The 15004-nt window shown below is 69.0% G+C and carries 9 protein-coding genes; 6 read left to right on the top strand and 3 right to left on the bottom strand.

Going from position 1 to position 15004, the window contains the following annotated elements:
- Window positions 1–12: 12 nt before the first annotated feature.
- Window positions 13–1542, bottom strand: coding sequence for a helix-turn-helix domain-containing protein (locus tag ACIQPR_RS41480; RefSeq protein WP_403660147.1), 1530 nt, complete (start codon window positions 1540–1542; stop codon window positions 13–15).
- Between the two features lie 64 nt (window positions 1543–1606).
- Window positions 1607–1804 (bottom strand): DUF4236 domain-containing protein, encoded by a 198-nt coding sequence (locus ACIQPR_RS41485; protein ID WP_403660150.1) that lies wholly within the window; start codon window positions 1802–1804, stop codon window positions 1607–1609.
- Window positions 1805–2289: 485 nt separating this feature from the next.
- Between ACIQPR_RS41485 and acnA the strand changes: the two genes are divergently transcribed.
- The 5 genes from acnA to ACIQPR_RS41510 all read left to right on the top strand — a co-directional run bounded on the left by acnA (window position 2290) and on the right by ACIQPR_RS41510 (window position 9374).
- A complete protein-coding gene (acnA, locus tag ACIQPR_RS41490) occupies window positions 2290–5004 on the top strand; it encodes an aconitate hydratase AcnA (protein ID WP_403660153.1) in 2715 nt (904 codons plus the stop codon).
- A gap of 145 nt (window positions 5005–5149) precedes the next feature.
- Window positions 5150–5875: a response regulator transcription factor gene (locus tag ACIQPR_RS41495; RefSeq protein WP_403660156.1), complete on the top strand. Its 726-nt coding sequence runs from the start codon at window positions 5150–5152 to the stop codon at window positions 5873–5875.
- Window positions 5872–7407, top strand: a complete 1536-nt coding sequence (locus tag ACIQPR_RS41500; RefSeq protein WP_403660159.1) for a sensor histidine kinase — start codon at window positions 5872–5874, stop codon at window positions 7405–7407. The genes ACIQPR_RS41495 and ACIQPR_RS41500 overlap by 4 nt, the downstream gene beginning before the upstream one ends.
- Window positions 7408–7720: 313 nt before the next feature.
- Complete coding sequence (locus ACIQPR_RS41505; protein WP_403660162.1) at window positions 7721–8776, top strand: lytic polysaccharide monooxygenase; 1056 nt, start codon at window positions 7721–7723, stop codon at window positions 8774–8776.
- 223 nt (window positions 8777–8999) lie between these two features.
- A complete protein-coding gene (locus ACIQPR_RS41510) occupies window positions 9000–9374 on the top strand; it encodes a hypothetical protein (RefSeq protein WP_403660164.1) in 375 nt (124 codons plus the stop codon).
- 7 nt (window positions 9375–9381) lie between these two features.
- Here ACIQPR_RS41510 and ACIQPR_RS41515 read toward each other — a convergent pair whose 3' ends face one another.
- Complete coding sequence (locus ACIQPR_RS41515; protein WP_403660167.1) at window positions 9382–13173, bottom strand: GH92 family glycosyl hydrolase; 3792 nt, start codon at window positions 13171–13173, stop codon at window positions 9382–9384.
- Between the two features lie 340 nt (window positions 13174–13513).
- Between ACIQPR_RS41515 and ngcE the strand changes: the two genes are divergently transcribed.
- Window positions 13514–14977 (top strand): N-acetylglucosamine/diacetylchitobiose ABC transporter substrate-binding protein, encoded by a 1464-nt coding sequence (gene ngcE / locus ACIQPR_RS41520; RefSeq protein WP_403660170.1) that lies wholly within the window; start codon window positions 13514–13516, stop codon window positions 14975–14977.
- Window positions 14978–15004: the final 27 nt, after the last annotated feature.

The following is a 15004-nucleotide window of genomic DNA, read 5'->3' on the forward strand; positions in this document are numbered from 1 at the left end:
TTCGGGCATGCGTCAGATGTCGCGGAAGATCTCGATCTGCGCCCCGATGGAGTTGAGCCGCTCCGCCAGGTCCTCGTAACCCCGGTTGATGACATACACGTTCCGCAGCACGGACGTGCCCTCCGCCGCCATCATCGCCAGCAGGACGACGACCGCGGGGCGCAGGGCCGGCGGGCACATCATCTCGGCGGCCCGCCAGCGGGTCGGGCCCTCGACCAACACGCGGTGCGGGTCGAGGAGTTGGAGGCGTCCGCCGAGGCGGTTGAGGTCGGTGAGGTAGATCGCGCGGTTGTCGTAGACCCAGTCGTGGATGAGGGTCTGGCCCTGCGCGACCGCCGCGATGGCCGCGAAGAACGGGACGTTGTCGATGTTCAGGCCGGGGAACGGCATCGGGTGGATCTTGTCGATCGGCGCCTCCAGCTTGGAGGGCCGGACCGTGAGGTCCACCAGGCGGGTACGGCCGTTGTCCGCGGAGTACTCGGGCGTGCGGTCGTGGTCGAGGCCCATCTCCTCCAGGACCGCGAGCTCGATCTCCAGGAACTCGATGGGGACGCGTCGTACCGTCAGTTCCGACTCCGTCACCACGGCGGCGGCCAGCAGGCTCATCGCCTCCACCGGGTCCTCGGAGGGGGAGTAGTCCACGTCGACGTCGATGGTCGGCACGCCGTGCACGGTGAGGGTGGTGGTGCCGATGCCCTCGACCTCGACGCCGAGTGCCTCCAGGAAGAAGCAGAGGTCCTGGACCATGTAGTTGGAGGAGGCGTTGCGGATGACCGTGACGCCGTCGTGGCGGGCGGCGGCGAGCAGCGCGTTCTCGGTGACGGTGTCGCCGCGCTCGGTCAGCACGATCGGCCGGTCGAGGGTGACGGACCGGTCGACCTGGGCGTGGTAGAGGCCCTCGGTCGCCGCGATGTCGAGGCCGAAGCGGCGCAGCGCGATCATGTGCGGCTCGATGGTGCGGGTGCCGAGGTCGCAGCCGCCCGCGTACGGCAGCTTGAAGCTGTCCATGCGGTGCAGCAGCGGGCCCAGGAACATGATGATCGAGCGGGTGCGGCGGGCCGCCTCCGCGTCGATCTGCGCCATCTCCAGCTCGGCGGGCGGCACGATCTCCAGGTCGACGCCGTCGTTGATCCAGCGGGTGCGGACGCCGATCGAGCCGAGTACCTCCAGAAGGCGGTACACCTCCTCGATCCGCGCGACCCGGCGCAGCACTGTGCGCCCCTTGTTCAGGAGCGAGGCGCACAGCAGCGCCACGCACGCGTTCTTGCTGGTCTTCACGTCGATCGCGCCGGACAGCCGACGCCCGCCGACGACCCGCAGATGCATCGGGCCGGCATAGCCCAGTGAGACGATTTCGCTGTCCAGCGCTTCACCGATTCGAGCGATCATCTCAAGGCTGATGTTTTGGTTGCCGCGCTCGATGCGGTTGACGGCGCTCTGGCTGGTGCCGAGTGCCTCGGCAAGCTGCGTCTGTGTCCAGCCCCGGTGCTGGCGGGCGTCACGGATGAGCTTGCCGATACGTACGAGGTAGTCGTCTGCCATGGGGCCGAGGTTATCTCAGATATGAGATGGCGCCTCTTGGGGGGTCCATTCGGGTGACGCCCGGTCAGTCGTGCTTCCGCGTCCGGGTCTTGCGCCACCCGAAGGGACCGGGCAAATCCATCGATGTCGTACGACGTCCCGAAGTGCTCCGGGTGTAGTGCGGACCGTGCTTGCCTCCTGTCGTGAACGACAAGGAGCCCTTGTTGATGTTCAGCCGGAGCCAGGGAAGGATCCGGAAACTCTTGCGGAACGTGAGCGGCATTCCCGCCCCCTTTCGTCCCGCACCGGGTACCCCGAACTCCCGGGAACATGGCGTCGGTTCAGGAACCCGGCGTCAGTTCGGCGGGGCGGGCGCCGGGGTGCCGTAGAAGGTGATCCGCGGGCTCTCGTCGCCGGTGCCGAGCGGTGCCGTCCGGCGAAGAGCGCTCCCGTGGGGGAAGTCGGGCGTGTCGGCGGCGGCCTCGGAGGCTGCGCTGTCGCCGCGCCGCCGACCATCGCGCCCACGGAGGTCGTTCCGGAGTGTTCGAGCGGTGAGCGAGGGGGTGCGGGCGGCCGGGCATGACCAATCCGCCCCCGTGTACTAGAGTTATCTCGACATCGAGATATCTGCCGAGGTGCACCGCAGTCGCACACTCCGCCGATCCCGGGAGTAAGGCTTACCTAACTTAGCCTGACCTTAGCGGATCGGCCAAGACGTTGTGGCGGCAGGATGCGGTGGGAACGCGCACATCAATGAAGGAGACTGTCGTGTCGGCGAACAGCTTCGACGCCCGCAGCACGTTGCAGGTGGGCGACGAGTCGTACGAGATCTTCCGCCTGGACAAGGTGGAGGGCTCGGCCCGGCTCCCCTACAGCCTGAAGGTCCTGCTGGAGAACCTGCTCCGCACCGAGGACGGCGCGAACATCACCGCCGACCACATCCGCGCCCTCGGCACCTGGGACTCGCAGGCCCAGCCGTCGCAGGAGATCCAGTTCACGCCGGCCCGCGTGATCATGCAGGACTTCACCGGCGTGCCCTGCGTGGTGGACCTCGCGACCATGCGCGAGGCCGTCAAGGAGCTGGGCGGCGACCCGGCGAAGATCAACCCGCTGGCGCCCGCCGAACTGGTCATCGACCACTCCGTCATCGCCGACAAGTTCGGCACCCACGACGCCTTCGCGCAGAACGTCGAGCTGGAGTACGGCCGCAACCGCGAGCGCTACCAGTTCCTGCGCTGGGGCCAGACCGCGTTCGACGAGTTCAAGGTCGTCCCGCCGGGCACCGGCATCGTCCACCAGGTCAACATCGAGCACCTGGCCCGCACGGTCATGGTCAGGAACGGCCAGGCCTACCCCGACACCCTCGTCGGCACCGACTCGCACACCACCATGGTCAACGGCCTCGGTGTGCTCGGCTGGGGCGTCGGCGGCATCGAGGCCGAGGCCGCGATGCTCGGCCAGCCCGTCTCGATGCTCATCCCGCGCGTCGTCGGCTTCAAGCTGACCGGCGAGCTGACCCCGGGCACCACCGCCACCGACCTCGTGCTGACCATCACCGAGATGCTCCGCAAGCACGGCGTCGTCGGCAAGTTCGTCGAGTTCTACGGCGAGGGCGTGGCCGCCACCTCCCTCGCGAACCGCGCCACCATCGGCAACATGTCGCCGGAGTTCGGCTCCACCGCCGCGATCTTCCCGATCGACGGCGAGACCCTGAACTACCTGAAGCTGACCGGCCGTTCGGCGCAGCAGGTCGCGCTCGTCGAGGCGTACGCCAAGGAGCAGGGCCTCTGGCTCGACCCGGCCGCCGAGCCCGACTTCTCCGAGAAGCTGGAACTCGACCTCGCCACCGTCGTCCCCTCGATCGCCGGCCCCAAGCGCCCGCAGGACCGCATCGTCCTCGCGAACGCCGCCGAGCAGTTCAAGAGCGACGTACGCAACTACGTCGCCACCGCCGACGAGGCCGGCGAGGAGTCCTTCCCCGCCTCCGACGCCCCGGCGGCCACCAACGGTGTCCCGTCGAACCCGGTCACGGTGACCGCCCCCGATGGCTCGACCTACGAGATCGACCACGGCGCGGTGACAGTCGCGGCCATCACCTCCTGCACCAACACCTCGAACCCGTACGTCATGGTCGCCGCCGCGCTGGTGGCCAAGAAGGCGGTCGAGAAGGGCCTCACCCGCAAGCCGTGGGTCAAGACCACCCTCGCCCCCGGCTCCAAGGTCGTCACCGACTACTTCGACAAGGCGGGGCTCACCCCCTACCTCGACAAGGTCGGCTTCAACCTCGTCGGCTACGGCTGCACCACCTGCATCGGCAACTCCGGCCCGCTGCCGGAGGAGGTCTCCAAGGCCGTCAACGACCATGACCTGGCCGTGACTTCGGTGCTCTCCGGCAACCGCAACTTCGAGGGCCGGATCAACCCCGACGTCAAGATGAACTACCTGGCGTCCCCGCCGCTGGTCGTCGCCTACGCCCTCGCGGGCTCCATGAAGGTGGACATCACCCGCGACGCGCTCGGCACCGACCAGGACGGCAAGCCGGTCTACCTCGAAGACATCTGGCCCACCGAGGCCGAGGTCAACGACGTCGTCGCGAACGCCATCGGCGAGGACATGTTCAACAAGTCCTACCAGGACGTCTTCGCGGGCGACGCCCAGTGGCAGGCGCTCCCCATCCCCGAGGGCAACACCTTCGAGTGGGACGCCGAGTCGACCTACGTCCGCAAGCCCCCCTACTTCGAGGGCATGACGATGGAGACCACCCCGGTCTCCGACATCGCCGGCGCCCGCGTCCTTGCCAAGCTCGGCGACTCGGTCACCACCGACCACATCTCGCCCGCCGGCGCCATCAAGGCGGACACCCCGGCCGGCAAGTACCTCACCGAGCACGGCATCGAGCGGCGTGACTTCAACTCCTACGGCTCCCGCCGAGGCAACCACGAGGTCATGATCCGCGGCACCTTCGCCAACATCCGCCTGCGCAACCAGGTCGCGCCCGGCACCGAGGGCGGCTTCACGCGTGACTTCACGCAGGCCGACGCCCCCGTCTCCTTCATCTACGACGCCTCGCGCAACTACATCGAGCAGGGCGTCCCGCTGGTCATCCTGGCGGGCAAGGAGTACGGCTCCGGCTCGTCCCGCGACTGGGCCGCCAAGGGCACCGCGCTCCTCGGCGTCAAGGCCGTCATCGCCGAGTCCTACGAGCGCATCCACCGCTCGAACCTCATCGGCATGGGCGTCGTCCCGCTCCAGTACCCGGCGGGCCAGTCCGCCGAGTCCCTCGGACTGACCGGCGAGGAGACCTTCTCCGTCACCGGCATCACCGAGCTGAACGAGGGCACCACCCCGAGCACGGTCAAGGTCACCACCGACACCGGCGTGGAGTTCGACGCGGTCGTCCGCATCGACACCCCTGGCGAGGCCGACTACTACCGCAACGGCGGCATCCTCCAGTACGTCCTGCGCAACCTGATCCGCAACTAGCGCTTCCGGTACGGCAGTTGAGGGCCGCATCCCCGGCGACGGGGGTGCGGCCCCACGCGTTCTGCACCCCGCTGACCTCGAAGAACATCGCCAGGGCTCAGGTGGAACACAGGATTCCCTCAGCGGACCGGGACAGAATCCGGACATGACTGGCACCACCGGGTCCCGCAGCAGCCGCGTCCGCGTGCTCATCGTCGACGACGAGCCCGCGCTCACCGAGCTGCTCTCCGTCGCGGTCGCCGAGGCCGGCTGGCGGCCCTACCCCGCGCCGGACGGGCACAGCGCGCTGCGGATCGCCCGCGGCTGCGCCCCGCACGCCGTCGTCCTCGACGGCATGCTGCCCGACCTCGACGGCCTCCAGGTGCTGCGCCGGCTCCGCTACGAGAACCCGCGGCTGCCCGTCCTCATGCTCACCGCCCGGGACGCGGTCGAACACCGCCTCGACGGCCTGGAAGCGGGCGCCGACGACTACGTCACCAAACCCTTCTCCCTGGAGGAGGTCGTGCTGCGGCTGCGCGGACTGCTGCGCCGGGCGGGCGGCGAACGCACCCCGGCCGACGACTCCGTCCGCGTCCTCGGCGACCTCGCGCTGTCCGGCGAGACCCGCGAGGTGCGCCGCGCCGGTGAGCCGATCCAGCTCACCGCCAAGGAGTTCGACCTGCTCGCCCTGCTCCTCGACCATCCCCGCCAGGTGCTGAGCAAGGCCCAGATCCTCGACCGGGTGTGGAGCACCGGCTTCGACGGCGGCGGCAACCTCGTCGAGGTCTACATCTCCAGCCTCCGCCGCAAGATGGACCGGGGCCGCGCACCCATGATCCACACCGTGCGCGGGATGGGATACGCCATACGGCCCGTGGAGGACGGCAGATGAACCTCCTGACCCGCGACCGGGGCCGCCTGCGCGGCCGTTCACTCCGCACCCGGCTGCTCCTCTTCATCAGCGCCACCCTCGTCGTGGTGTGCGCCGCGATGTCCCTCACCACGTTCCTCGTCCAACGCGCCTACCTGCTGGGCAACTTGGACGACCGGGTCGGCAACGCGGCCGAACGCAGCCTGGGCGGGGCGGAACTGCGGCCGGGCTTCGACGACGACCTCGGGTTCCTCACCGAGAACGGCCACGCGGCCGGGACACTCGCCGCGCGGCTCGACGACAAGGGCGCGATCATCGCCGCCGCGGTCGTCAGCCAGGACGCCCCGCCGCACAGCCTCAGCACCGCCCAGCGCGCCGCCCTCAAGGGCGTCACGGCCGACGGCGCGGAACACACCCGCACCGTGCCCGGCCTCGGCACCTACCGGGTCACCGTGCTCGACGACGGCAACGGCGTCCGGGTCCTCACCGGCCTCCCGATGGACGACGTACAGGACATGATCAGCGGTCTGCTGGTGGTCGAGGCGGTCGTCGCCCTCGCCGGACTGACCGTGGCGGGCTTCCTGTGCGCGGTCGTCATACGACGGCAGCTACGGCCGCTCGGCCGGGTCGCCGCCACCGCCGTCGAGGTCTCCCGCTCACCGCTCGGCCGGGGCGAGGTCACCACCCTCACCCGGGTGCCCGAGCGGGACACCGACGCCGGCAGCGAGGCCGGACAGGTCGGTGCCGCGCTCAACCGCATGATCGACCACGTCGAGTCCTCGCTCGCCGAACGCCAGCGCAACGAGGAGCAGATGCGCCGCAGCGAGGAACGCATGCGCCGCTTCCTCGCCGACGCCAGCCATGAACTCCGCACCCCGCTGGCCTCCATCGCGGGCTACGCCGAGCTGATGAACCGCGGCACCGACCGCATCGAACCGGGGCTGGCCTGGCGCCGGGTGACCGCCGAGTCGGCGCGGATGACGGGACTGGTGGAGGACCTGCTGCTGCTCGCCCGCCTCGACGAGGGCAGGCCGCTCCAGTCCACCGAGGTGGACCTCGCGGCCGTGCTCGCCGAGGCGGTGTGGGACGCGCGGGCCGCCGGCACCGGCCACGAGTGGCAGCTCCACCTGTCGCTCGACGCCCCCGCGCTGGTGACCGGCGACGAGGCCCGTCTGCACCAGGTGTTGGCCAACCTGTTGGCCAACGCGCGTATGCACACACCTGTTGGCACCACGGTCACGGCGAGCGTCGAGGCCACGGCCGCCCACACCGTCGTCATCCGGGTACGCGACGACGGCCCCGGCATCCCCCCGGCCCTGCTGCCCACAGTCTTCGAACGCTTCACCCGCGCCGACGCCTCCCGCGCCCGGTCCGGCGGCAAGGAGGGCGGCTCCGGCCTCGGCCTCGCCATCGCGACGGCGATCACCCGGGCGCACGGCGGCCGGATCGACGTGACCAGCGTCCCCGGCCGCACGGAGTTCACCGTCCAGCTCCCGGCGGCCCCGCTCCCGCCCGCCGAGACACCGGCACGGGTCCGTACGGCACCGGCCTGACGGGCACGGGCACCGTCGCGGGCGGCGCCGTCACGGACCCCGCCTCGCGGACGGCCGCTGCTTCGCGGACTGCCCCCGCCTCGCGGACGGCCCCTGCGTCGCGGACGGACCCGCCCCCGAGGACCCGGCCGCCACTTCGAGTCCCGCCCGGCGTTTACAGCCTCCCCACTCCGCGCTAACTTCACGGACAAGCGGGGTGGGAGCGCTCCCATAGCTCCGGCGGTCCGGAACCCGTCGGGTGTCCCGGTACGCTCCCGCCCCGCCCACCCTCCCTTGCACGTTCCGCACACCGTCGAAGGGACGTAGATCTGTCATGTCTATGACACGATTAACCCTCCACCGAGCCTTCTTCCTCACCCTTCTCGCCCTGCTCACCACCGTCCCCGCGCTGGCCCTGATCCTCGCCACCGGCGGCCGGGCGGAGGCCCACGGCACGCCCATGAAACCCGGCAGCCGCACCTTCCTGTGCTGGCAGGACGCGCTGACCACGACCGGTGAGATCAAGCCCGTCAACCCGGCCTGCAAAGCGGCCCAACAGGTCAGCGGCACCACGCCGTTCTACAACTGGTTCTCCGTGCTGCGCTCCGACGGCGCCGGCCGCACCCGCGGCTTCGTGCCGGACGGTCAGTTGTGCAGCGGCGGGAACCCGAACTTCACGGGGTTCAACCTCCCGCGCGACGACTGGCCCGTCACCCATCTCACCTCGGGCGCCACGGTCGACTTCTCGTACAACGCCTGGGCGGCGCACCCGGGTTGGTTCTACGTCTACATCACCAAGGACGGCTTCGACCCGACGAAGACACTCACCTGGGACGACATGGAGGACACCCCGTTCCTCACGGTCGACCACCCGCCGCTCAACGGCACCCCGGGCACGGTCGAGGCCAACTACTCCTGGACCGGGCAGCTTCCGGCGAACAAGTCGGGGCGGCACATCATCTACATGGTGTGGCAGCGCTCGGACAGCACGGAGACCTTCTACTCCTGCTCGGACGTCGTGTTCGACGGCGGCAACGGCGAGGTGACGGGTATCCACGACCCGGGCAACCCCACCGACCCGGTCCCGGGCGTCTGCTCCGCCACCCGCCGCACCACGGGCAGTTGGCCCGGCGGCTACCAGTCCGAGGTCACCGTCACCAACAGCGGTGACGTCCCGATGCTCGGCTGGATGGTCGACTGGACGCTCCCGAGCGGCCAGTCGGTCGCCAGCCTCTGGAACGGCAACGCCACCTACACCGGCCAGGACGTGATGGTCCACAACGCCGACTGGAACGGCTCGCTGAGTCCGGGGCAGAGCAGCACCTTCGGCTACGTCGTGAACGGCGACGGCGGTGACCCGGCGACCACCCTTCCCTGCCAGGTCGGTTGACCTCGCGCTCGGGGCGGCACGGGTACGGACAAGGACCCGGTCGTCACCCGTGTGTTCGCCACCGGGCCGGGCACGGCGGCCACGGGCAAGCCCATCGAGAGCGTGACACTTCCGGACGACCCGGATCTCCAGGGGGTCACCCTTGCGGTGAACTGACGTCCACTGTGTGTGCCCTCGTCCGTTTCGGTGGCGGGGGCACATCGGCGCGTGCGAGCATCCGCAGATGGGTAAACGGCCGCAACTGCCCGAGGAGTTCCGGGCCCAGGCGCGTTCGGCCTTCGCTTTCCTGGTCGAGGGCGAGGGCTTCGCGCCGCCGGAGGACATAGACGGCGGGCTGCGCTATCTGCGCGCCGACCTGATGGTGCGGGTCTGGTTCCTGGGCGGTGCCGAGTCGGAGGTCCTGACCCGGCTGATCCCCCTGGCGCCGGACGGCACCAGGGGGAACGGGGCCTGGCTGGACGATCTGTACAAGGCCGCCGCGTGCGGCCCGGCCCAGGACGTGCCCGTCTTCGCGTCGACCAGGAGGGGCGTGCTCAGACGGGTCCATCAGCACGCGGAGGCGTTGCGCAGGCTGCTGCCCCGCCTCCCCGTGCCGTGAGGGGCCCTCAGCCGAGCAGTTCCACCTCCGCGAGGGTCGCCGAGCCGCTCAGCACCAGGCGGTAACGCGCGTACGAGCCGGGTGACTTGACCGAGAAGACGCGCGTCTGCCGGTCCCAGGCGAAGGACTCGCCCGAGCGTCTGTCCAGCGTCTTCCACTTGCTGCCGTCGGCCGAGCCCTGGAGGGTCCAGCCGGTCGGTGCCAGCGTGCGGTCCGCGGACGACGTGAGCGTGTACTGGACGCCCTTGGTGGCCTTCGTGACCGGCAGGTCCACCGAGGTCACCGTCGCGGCCGTGGCCGAGGTGTTGTCGAACAGGGGCCCGGTGGCGGCGAGTTGGTCACTGCGGGGGGTCGGCACCTGGTCGTTCTTGGTGATCGACACCGGTGCCGCGTTCTTGCCGCTGCCCCACGCCGAGGGCTCGGCGCCCATGGCGAAGTCCAGCACTCCGCCCTGCTCCAGCAGCGAGTGCGGGAGCGAAGTCGACGTCCAGGCCTTGCCGTTGACCGTCAGCCCCTGGACGTAGACGTTCTTCACGCTGTTCTTCGGCGCCTTGACGACCAGGTCCTTGCCGTTCTCCAGGTGGACGGTCGCCTTGGTGAACAGCGGGGAGCCGATGGTGTATTCGCCGCTGCCCATCACCAGCGGGTAGAAGCCGAGCGCGGAGAAGAGGTACCAGGCGGACTGCTCGCCGTTGTCCTCGTCGCCGTGGTAGCCCTGCCCGATCTCGCTGCCGGTGTAGAGCCGCGACAGCACCTCGCGCACGTTCTTCTGCGCCTTCCAGGGCTCGCCGGCCGCGTCGTACATGTAGATGACGTGGTGGGCGACCTGGTTGGAGTGTCCGTACTGGCCCATGCGGACGTCCCGCGCCTCCGTCATCTCGTGGATGACCCCGCCGTAGGAACCGACGGTGGCGGACGAGGCCTTCTCCGGGGTGGCGAAGTACTCGTCGAGCTTGTCGCCGAGGGCCTTCCGCCCGCCGTAGAGGTTGGCGAGGCCGCGGCTGTCCTGGGGGGCGGTGAACGCGTAGCCCCAGCCGTCGGTCTCGGTGTAGTCGTAGCCCCAGATCTTCGGGTCGTAACTCGCCGAGTCCACCCGCCAGTTGCCCTTGGCGTCCCTGCCCTGGAAGAACCCGGCCCGCGCGTCGAAGAGGTTCACGTAGTCCTGGGCGCGGTTGAGGAAGTACTCCGACTCCTCCTTGTAGCGCTGCTCGCCGGTCTTCTTGTAGAGGGCCCGGCCCATCTCGGCGATGCCGTAGTCGTTGACATAGCCCTCCATCGCCCAGGAGAAGCCCTCGCCGGTGTCCGTGGTCGTGTAGCCGAGGAAGGGCGAGGTGGTCATGCCCTTGCGGCCGACGCCCGAGGAGGGCGGTACCACGGTGGCGTTCTTCACGGCCGCGTCGTAGGCCGACTTGGCGTCGAAGTTCACGCCCTTGACGTACGCGTCCGCGAACGCGACGTCCGAGGAGGTGCCGGTCATCAGGTCCGCGTAGCCCGGGGAGGACCAGCGCGAGGTCCAGCCGCCGTCCTTGTACTGCTGCACGAACCCGTCGACCATCTCACCGGCCTGACCGGGTGTCAGGAGCGAGTAGGCGGGCCAGGTGGTCCGATAGGTGTCCCAGAAGCCGTTGTTGACGTACACCTTGCCGTCCACGATCTTCGCGCCCGTGTGCGTCGGGGTGTCCTGGCTCGGCATCGGGGAGAACGGCGAGGCGTACCGGTAGACCGAACCGACCTTCTCGAAGCCGGAGTTGGGGTACAGGTACAGCCGGTACATGCTGGAGTAGAGCGTGGTCAGCTGGTCGGGCGTCGCGCCCTCCACCTCGACCTTGCCGAGCAGCTTGTCCCACACCTTGCGCGCCTGGTCCTTGACCGTGTCGAAGGAGGTGCCGTCCGGGATCTCCTGGCGCAGGTTGTCCTTGGCCTGGTCGACGCTGATCAGCGAGGTGGCCAGGCGCAGGGTGACCGTGTGGTCGGCGCCCGGCTTGAACCGCAGATAGCCCTTGACGCCGCTGGAGGAGCCGTCCGTCACCGGCGCGTCGAACACGCCGTAGACGAAGAGCCGGGTCGCGCCCGTGGACAGACCGGACTTGACGTCCGAGTAGCCGGTGACGGTCCCCTGGGTCTTGTCGAGGGTCAGGCCGGCCTGCTCGGTGACGTTGTCGAAGATGACGCTCGCGTCGTCGCCGGGGTAGGTGAAGCGCAGCGAGGCCGCGTGGTCGGTCGGGGCCATCTCGGCCTTGAGACCGTTCTCGAACGTGACGCCGTAGTAGTACGGGCGGGCGGTCTCGTTCTCGTGCCGGAACGCCAACTCCCGTGCGGCCGGGGCGGTGTCGGGCGTTCCCGAGGCCGCCGAGGGCATCACCTGGAAGGTCTGCCGGTCGCCCATCCAGGGGCTCGGCTCATGGCTGAGGCTGAGCGCCTGGAGCGTCGGCAGGTTCGCGTCGTTGTTCGCGCGGGCGTAGTCGTAGAGCCAGCTCAGCGACGACGAGTTCGTCACCGGCGTCCAGAAGTTGAAGCCGTGCGGCAGCGCGGTGGCGGGGAAGTTGTTGCCGCGCGAGAAGCTGCCGCTGGAGTTGGTGCCCCGGGTGGTCAGCGCGTAGTCGGACAGATGCGCCTTCGGCGGCTCGGGCGCCACCGTCCTGAGGCTCACGTCGTCGAGCCAGCCGCGGAACCGGGCCGGCCCGGCGGGCGAGTCGTAGGCGAGCAGGATCCGGTCGACGGTCTTGCCGGCCGCGACCGAACCGATCCGCGAGACGACGTCGTTCCACTGGTTGACGTAGAGGATCTTCGCCGCGCCCTGGCCCTGCGGGGTGAGCGGGAAGCCGTGCGAGTCCGTGGCGCCGAGGCCGCTGAGGTAGGTGCCGTCGGTGAAGGCGAGGTCGACGGAGACGTTCGTGGCGTCGTAGTCGAGGTCGCCGTCCGCCATCTGCGGGAAGATCCGGTACGACAGCGCGGTGTCCCGGCCGACGGGCACGTTCACGTCGAAGACCTTGTTGTACGAGTACGCGCGGCCCGTCGCCGTGTGACGGCCCGCGTACCGCAGCGCCCGGGTCCCGGTGAAGCCGGCGCCCGCCTTGGCGGTGGGGGAGCCGCTGGGCCCGCGGTCGACCAGCGAGAGCATGTCCTCGGGGACCGGGGCGGTGGAGCCGCCGGTGGAGAACTGGACGTCGGCGAGCTGGAGGATGTCGCCGCCGTTGTTCCGGCTCACGTCGAGCCGGAAGTGCTGGTACTCGGCCGGCTCGGCGAGGTCGTACGACTTGGTCTGGAAGCGGGCGGAGAACGACTCGCCGGAGCGGGTGTCGACGGTCTTCCAGTCCTTGCCGTCGGTCGACCCCTCAAGGGTCCAGTCCTGCGGGTCGCGCTCGTCGTGGTCATTGGCCGAAGTCAGTGCGTACGTCACTATTTTGAGTGGTTTGTCGAGGTCGAACTCGACCCACCCGGTGGGCGCGAAGGTGAGCCACTTGGTGCCGGACTCGCCGTCGACGAGGTTCTCCTTCACCTCGCCCGCGCCGGTGTTCTCGCCGCTGGCCCGCAGGTCCGTGACGTGGTCGTCGACATTGCCGGGGATACCGCTGGTGTATCCGCCGTCGACCCCCGAGGCCCGCTTGGAGCCGTCCGGCGCGGTGTCCACGGTGTTGAGCCAGTCCGGCGCCGGATCGCCCGCCTCGAAGGAGGACGCGAACTCCCCGGCCGGAGCGGGGGCCTTGCCGGGCAGCGCGACGGCCGCCCCCTGAGAACCCGCCAACAGAGCGACGGCGGCCACCGAAACGGCCGCCGGACCCCACCATCTGTGATGCATACGAGGGCATCCTCCCTGCACGTCGGACAACGTTGTCAATTTCGCCGCGCAAGGAACAGTAGGGAGTCAAGTGGCCAGGGATGTCAAGGGTGTTGAGTGCGGCATTCGAGGGCAATGGCGGGGATTTCTCCGGCATCGAACACACAGGGCGTTCATATTTCCGCGAGGTCTCACTTCGGAAAAGACCGACAACCGACCGTGCATTCGATCTTGCTCTGCTGGCAAGAAGTGGACTATACCTGTCGGCGTTCCACCCCTGCACGAACCAGCTCGACCTGACCGCGGTGCCGGGGAGGATCCGGTTCACCGCCTGAGTCCTGGAGAAGGCGAGGACTTGAGCATGGGATCCACTTCCGGCGAGAACCACGGTTCCGGTACCGCGAACACGCCCGGTGTCGGCCGCCGAGACCTGATCAAGAGGTCGGCCGCGCTCGGTCTGATCTCCGTACCCACGATGAGTTTCCTGTCCGCGTGCGCGAGCGGCGGCGGGGACAGCAGCGGCAGCGACGACAACACCAAGGGCACCACGTCGAAGTCGAATCCCTTCGGTGTGAAGAAGGGCAGCACGCTCGACGTCGTCGTGTTCAAGGGCGGTTACGGCGACGACTACGCCAAGGCGTGGGAAGCCGACTTCAAGACGAAGAACGGCGTCAGCTCGACCCACACCGGTACCCAGGAGATCACCGGCAAGCTCCAGCCCCGCTTCAACGCGGGCAACCCGCCGGACATCGTGGACGACTCCGGCGCCCAGCAGATCAAGGTCGACGTCCTCTACAAGAACGGCCAGTTGCTCGACCTGTCACCCGTGCTGGACGCGCCCGCGATCGACGACCCGACCAAGAAGGTCCGCGATCTGCTGATCCCCGGCACCCTCGACCCGGGTGTGCAGGAGGGCAAGGTCGTCGCCCTCAACTACATCTACACGGTCTGGGGCCTGTGGTACTCGGGCAAGCTCTTCAAGGAGAAGGGCTGGACACCGCCGAAGACCTGGGACGAGTTCATCGCCGTGTGCCAGACCGCCAAGAAGGCCGGCATCGGCGGTCTCGCCCACCAGGGCAAGTACCCGTACTACATCAACGTCGCCATCATGGACCTGATCGCCAAGAAGGGCGGGATCGACGCCGTCAAGGCGATCGACAACCTCGACCCCAAGGCGTTCGTCGGCTCGGCCGCCGCGCAGGCCGGCGTCGAGGCGATCTACGAGGTGGTGGAGAAGGACCTGTTGATGCCCGGCACCAACGGCCTGACCCACACCGAGTCGCAGACCCGCTGGAACCAGTACAAGGCCGCCTTCATCACCTGTGGTTCCTGGCTGGAGAACGAGCAGCTCAAGCAGACGCCCACGGACTTCGACATGAAGTTCCTGCCGATGCCGCTGCTGGCCGACAGCAAGATGCCGTTCGAGGCGATCAGGGCCGGCTCGGGCGAGCCCTTCATCATCCCGGCGAAGGCCAAGAACCTCCCCGCTGCCAAGGAGTTCATGCGCCACATGCTCTCCAAGGAGTGGTCGACGCTCTTCGCCAAGGAGGCCAACTCGCTCACCATCCTCAAGGACGGCGTCGACTCCAGCGTCACCCTGCGCCCGGGTACCCAGTCCACGGTCGAGGCGTCCAAGGCGGCCGGCGACAACACCTTCCGCTACCTGTATCCCGACTGGTACAGCGAGATGGACACCTCCATCCAGAACGCGTCCAACGAGCTGATGGCCAAGCGCATCCAGCCCAAGGAGTGGCTGAAGCGCTGCCAGGCCGCCGTCGACAAGCAGGCCAAGGACCCGGCGTCCAAGAAGAACGTGCACTCCTGATCGCAACGCCTGATCGCACCACCTGAT

Origin of the sequence: Streptomyces sp. NPDC091280 (genome assembly GCF_044768565.1) — a bacterium.
Classification (GTDB): Bacteria; Actinomycetota; Actinomycetes; order Streptomycetales; family Streptomycetaceae; genus Streptomyces.

Excerpts from the sequence above, each read along its gene's own strand:
- ACIQPR_RS41505 (WP_403660162.1), top strand. The coding sequence starts at position 7,721 with ATGTCTATGACACGATTAACCCTCCACCGAGCCTTCTTCCTCACCCTT.
- ACIQPR_RS41495 (WP_403660156.1), top strand. The coding sequence starts at position 5,150 with ATGACTGGCACCACCGGGTCCCGCAGCAGCCGCGTCCGCGTGCTCATC.
- ACIQPR_RS41480 (WP_403660147.1), bottom strand. The coding sequence starts at position 1,542 with ATGGCAGACGACTACCTCGTACGTATCGGCAAGCTCATCCGTGACGCC.
- ACIQPR_RS41510 (WP_403660164.1), top strand. The coding sequence starts at position 9,000 with ATGGGTAAACGGCCGCAACTGCCCGAGGAGTTCCGGGCCCAGGCGCGT.
- ACIQPR_RS41485 (WP_403660150.1), bottom strand. The coding sequence starts at position 1,804 with ATGCCGCTCACGTTCCGCAAGAGTTTCCGGATCCTTCCCTGGCTCCGG.
- ngcE (WP_403660170.1), top strand. The coding sequence starts at position 13,514 with ATGGGATCCACTTCCGGCGAGAACCACGGTTCCGGTACCGCGAACACG.
- ACIQPR_RS41500 (WP_403660159.1), top strand. The coding sequence starts at position 5,872 with ATGAACCTCCTGACCCGCGACCGGGGCCGCCTGCGCGGCCGTTCACTC.
- ACIQPR_RS41515 (WP_403660167.1), bottom strand. The coding sequence starts at position 13,173 with ATGCATCACAGATGGTGGGGTCCGGCGGCCGTTTCGGTGGCCGCCGTC.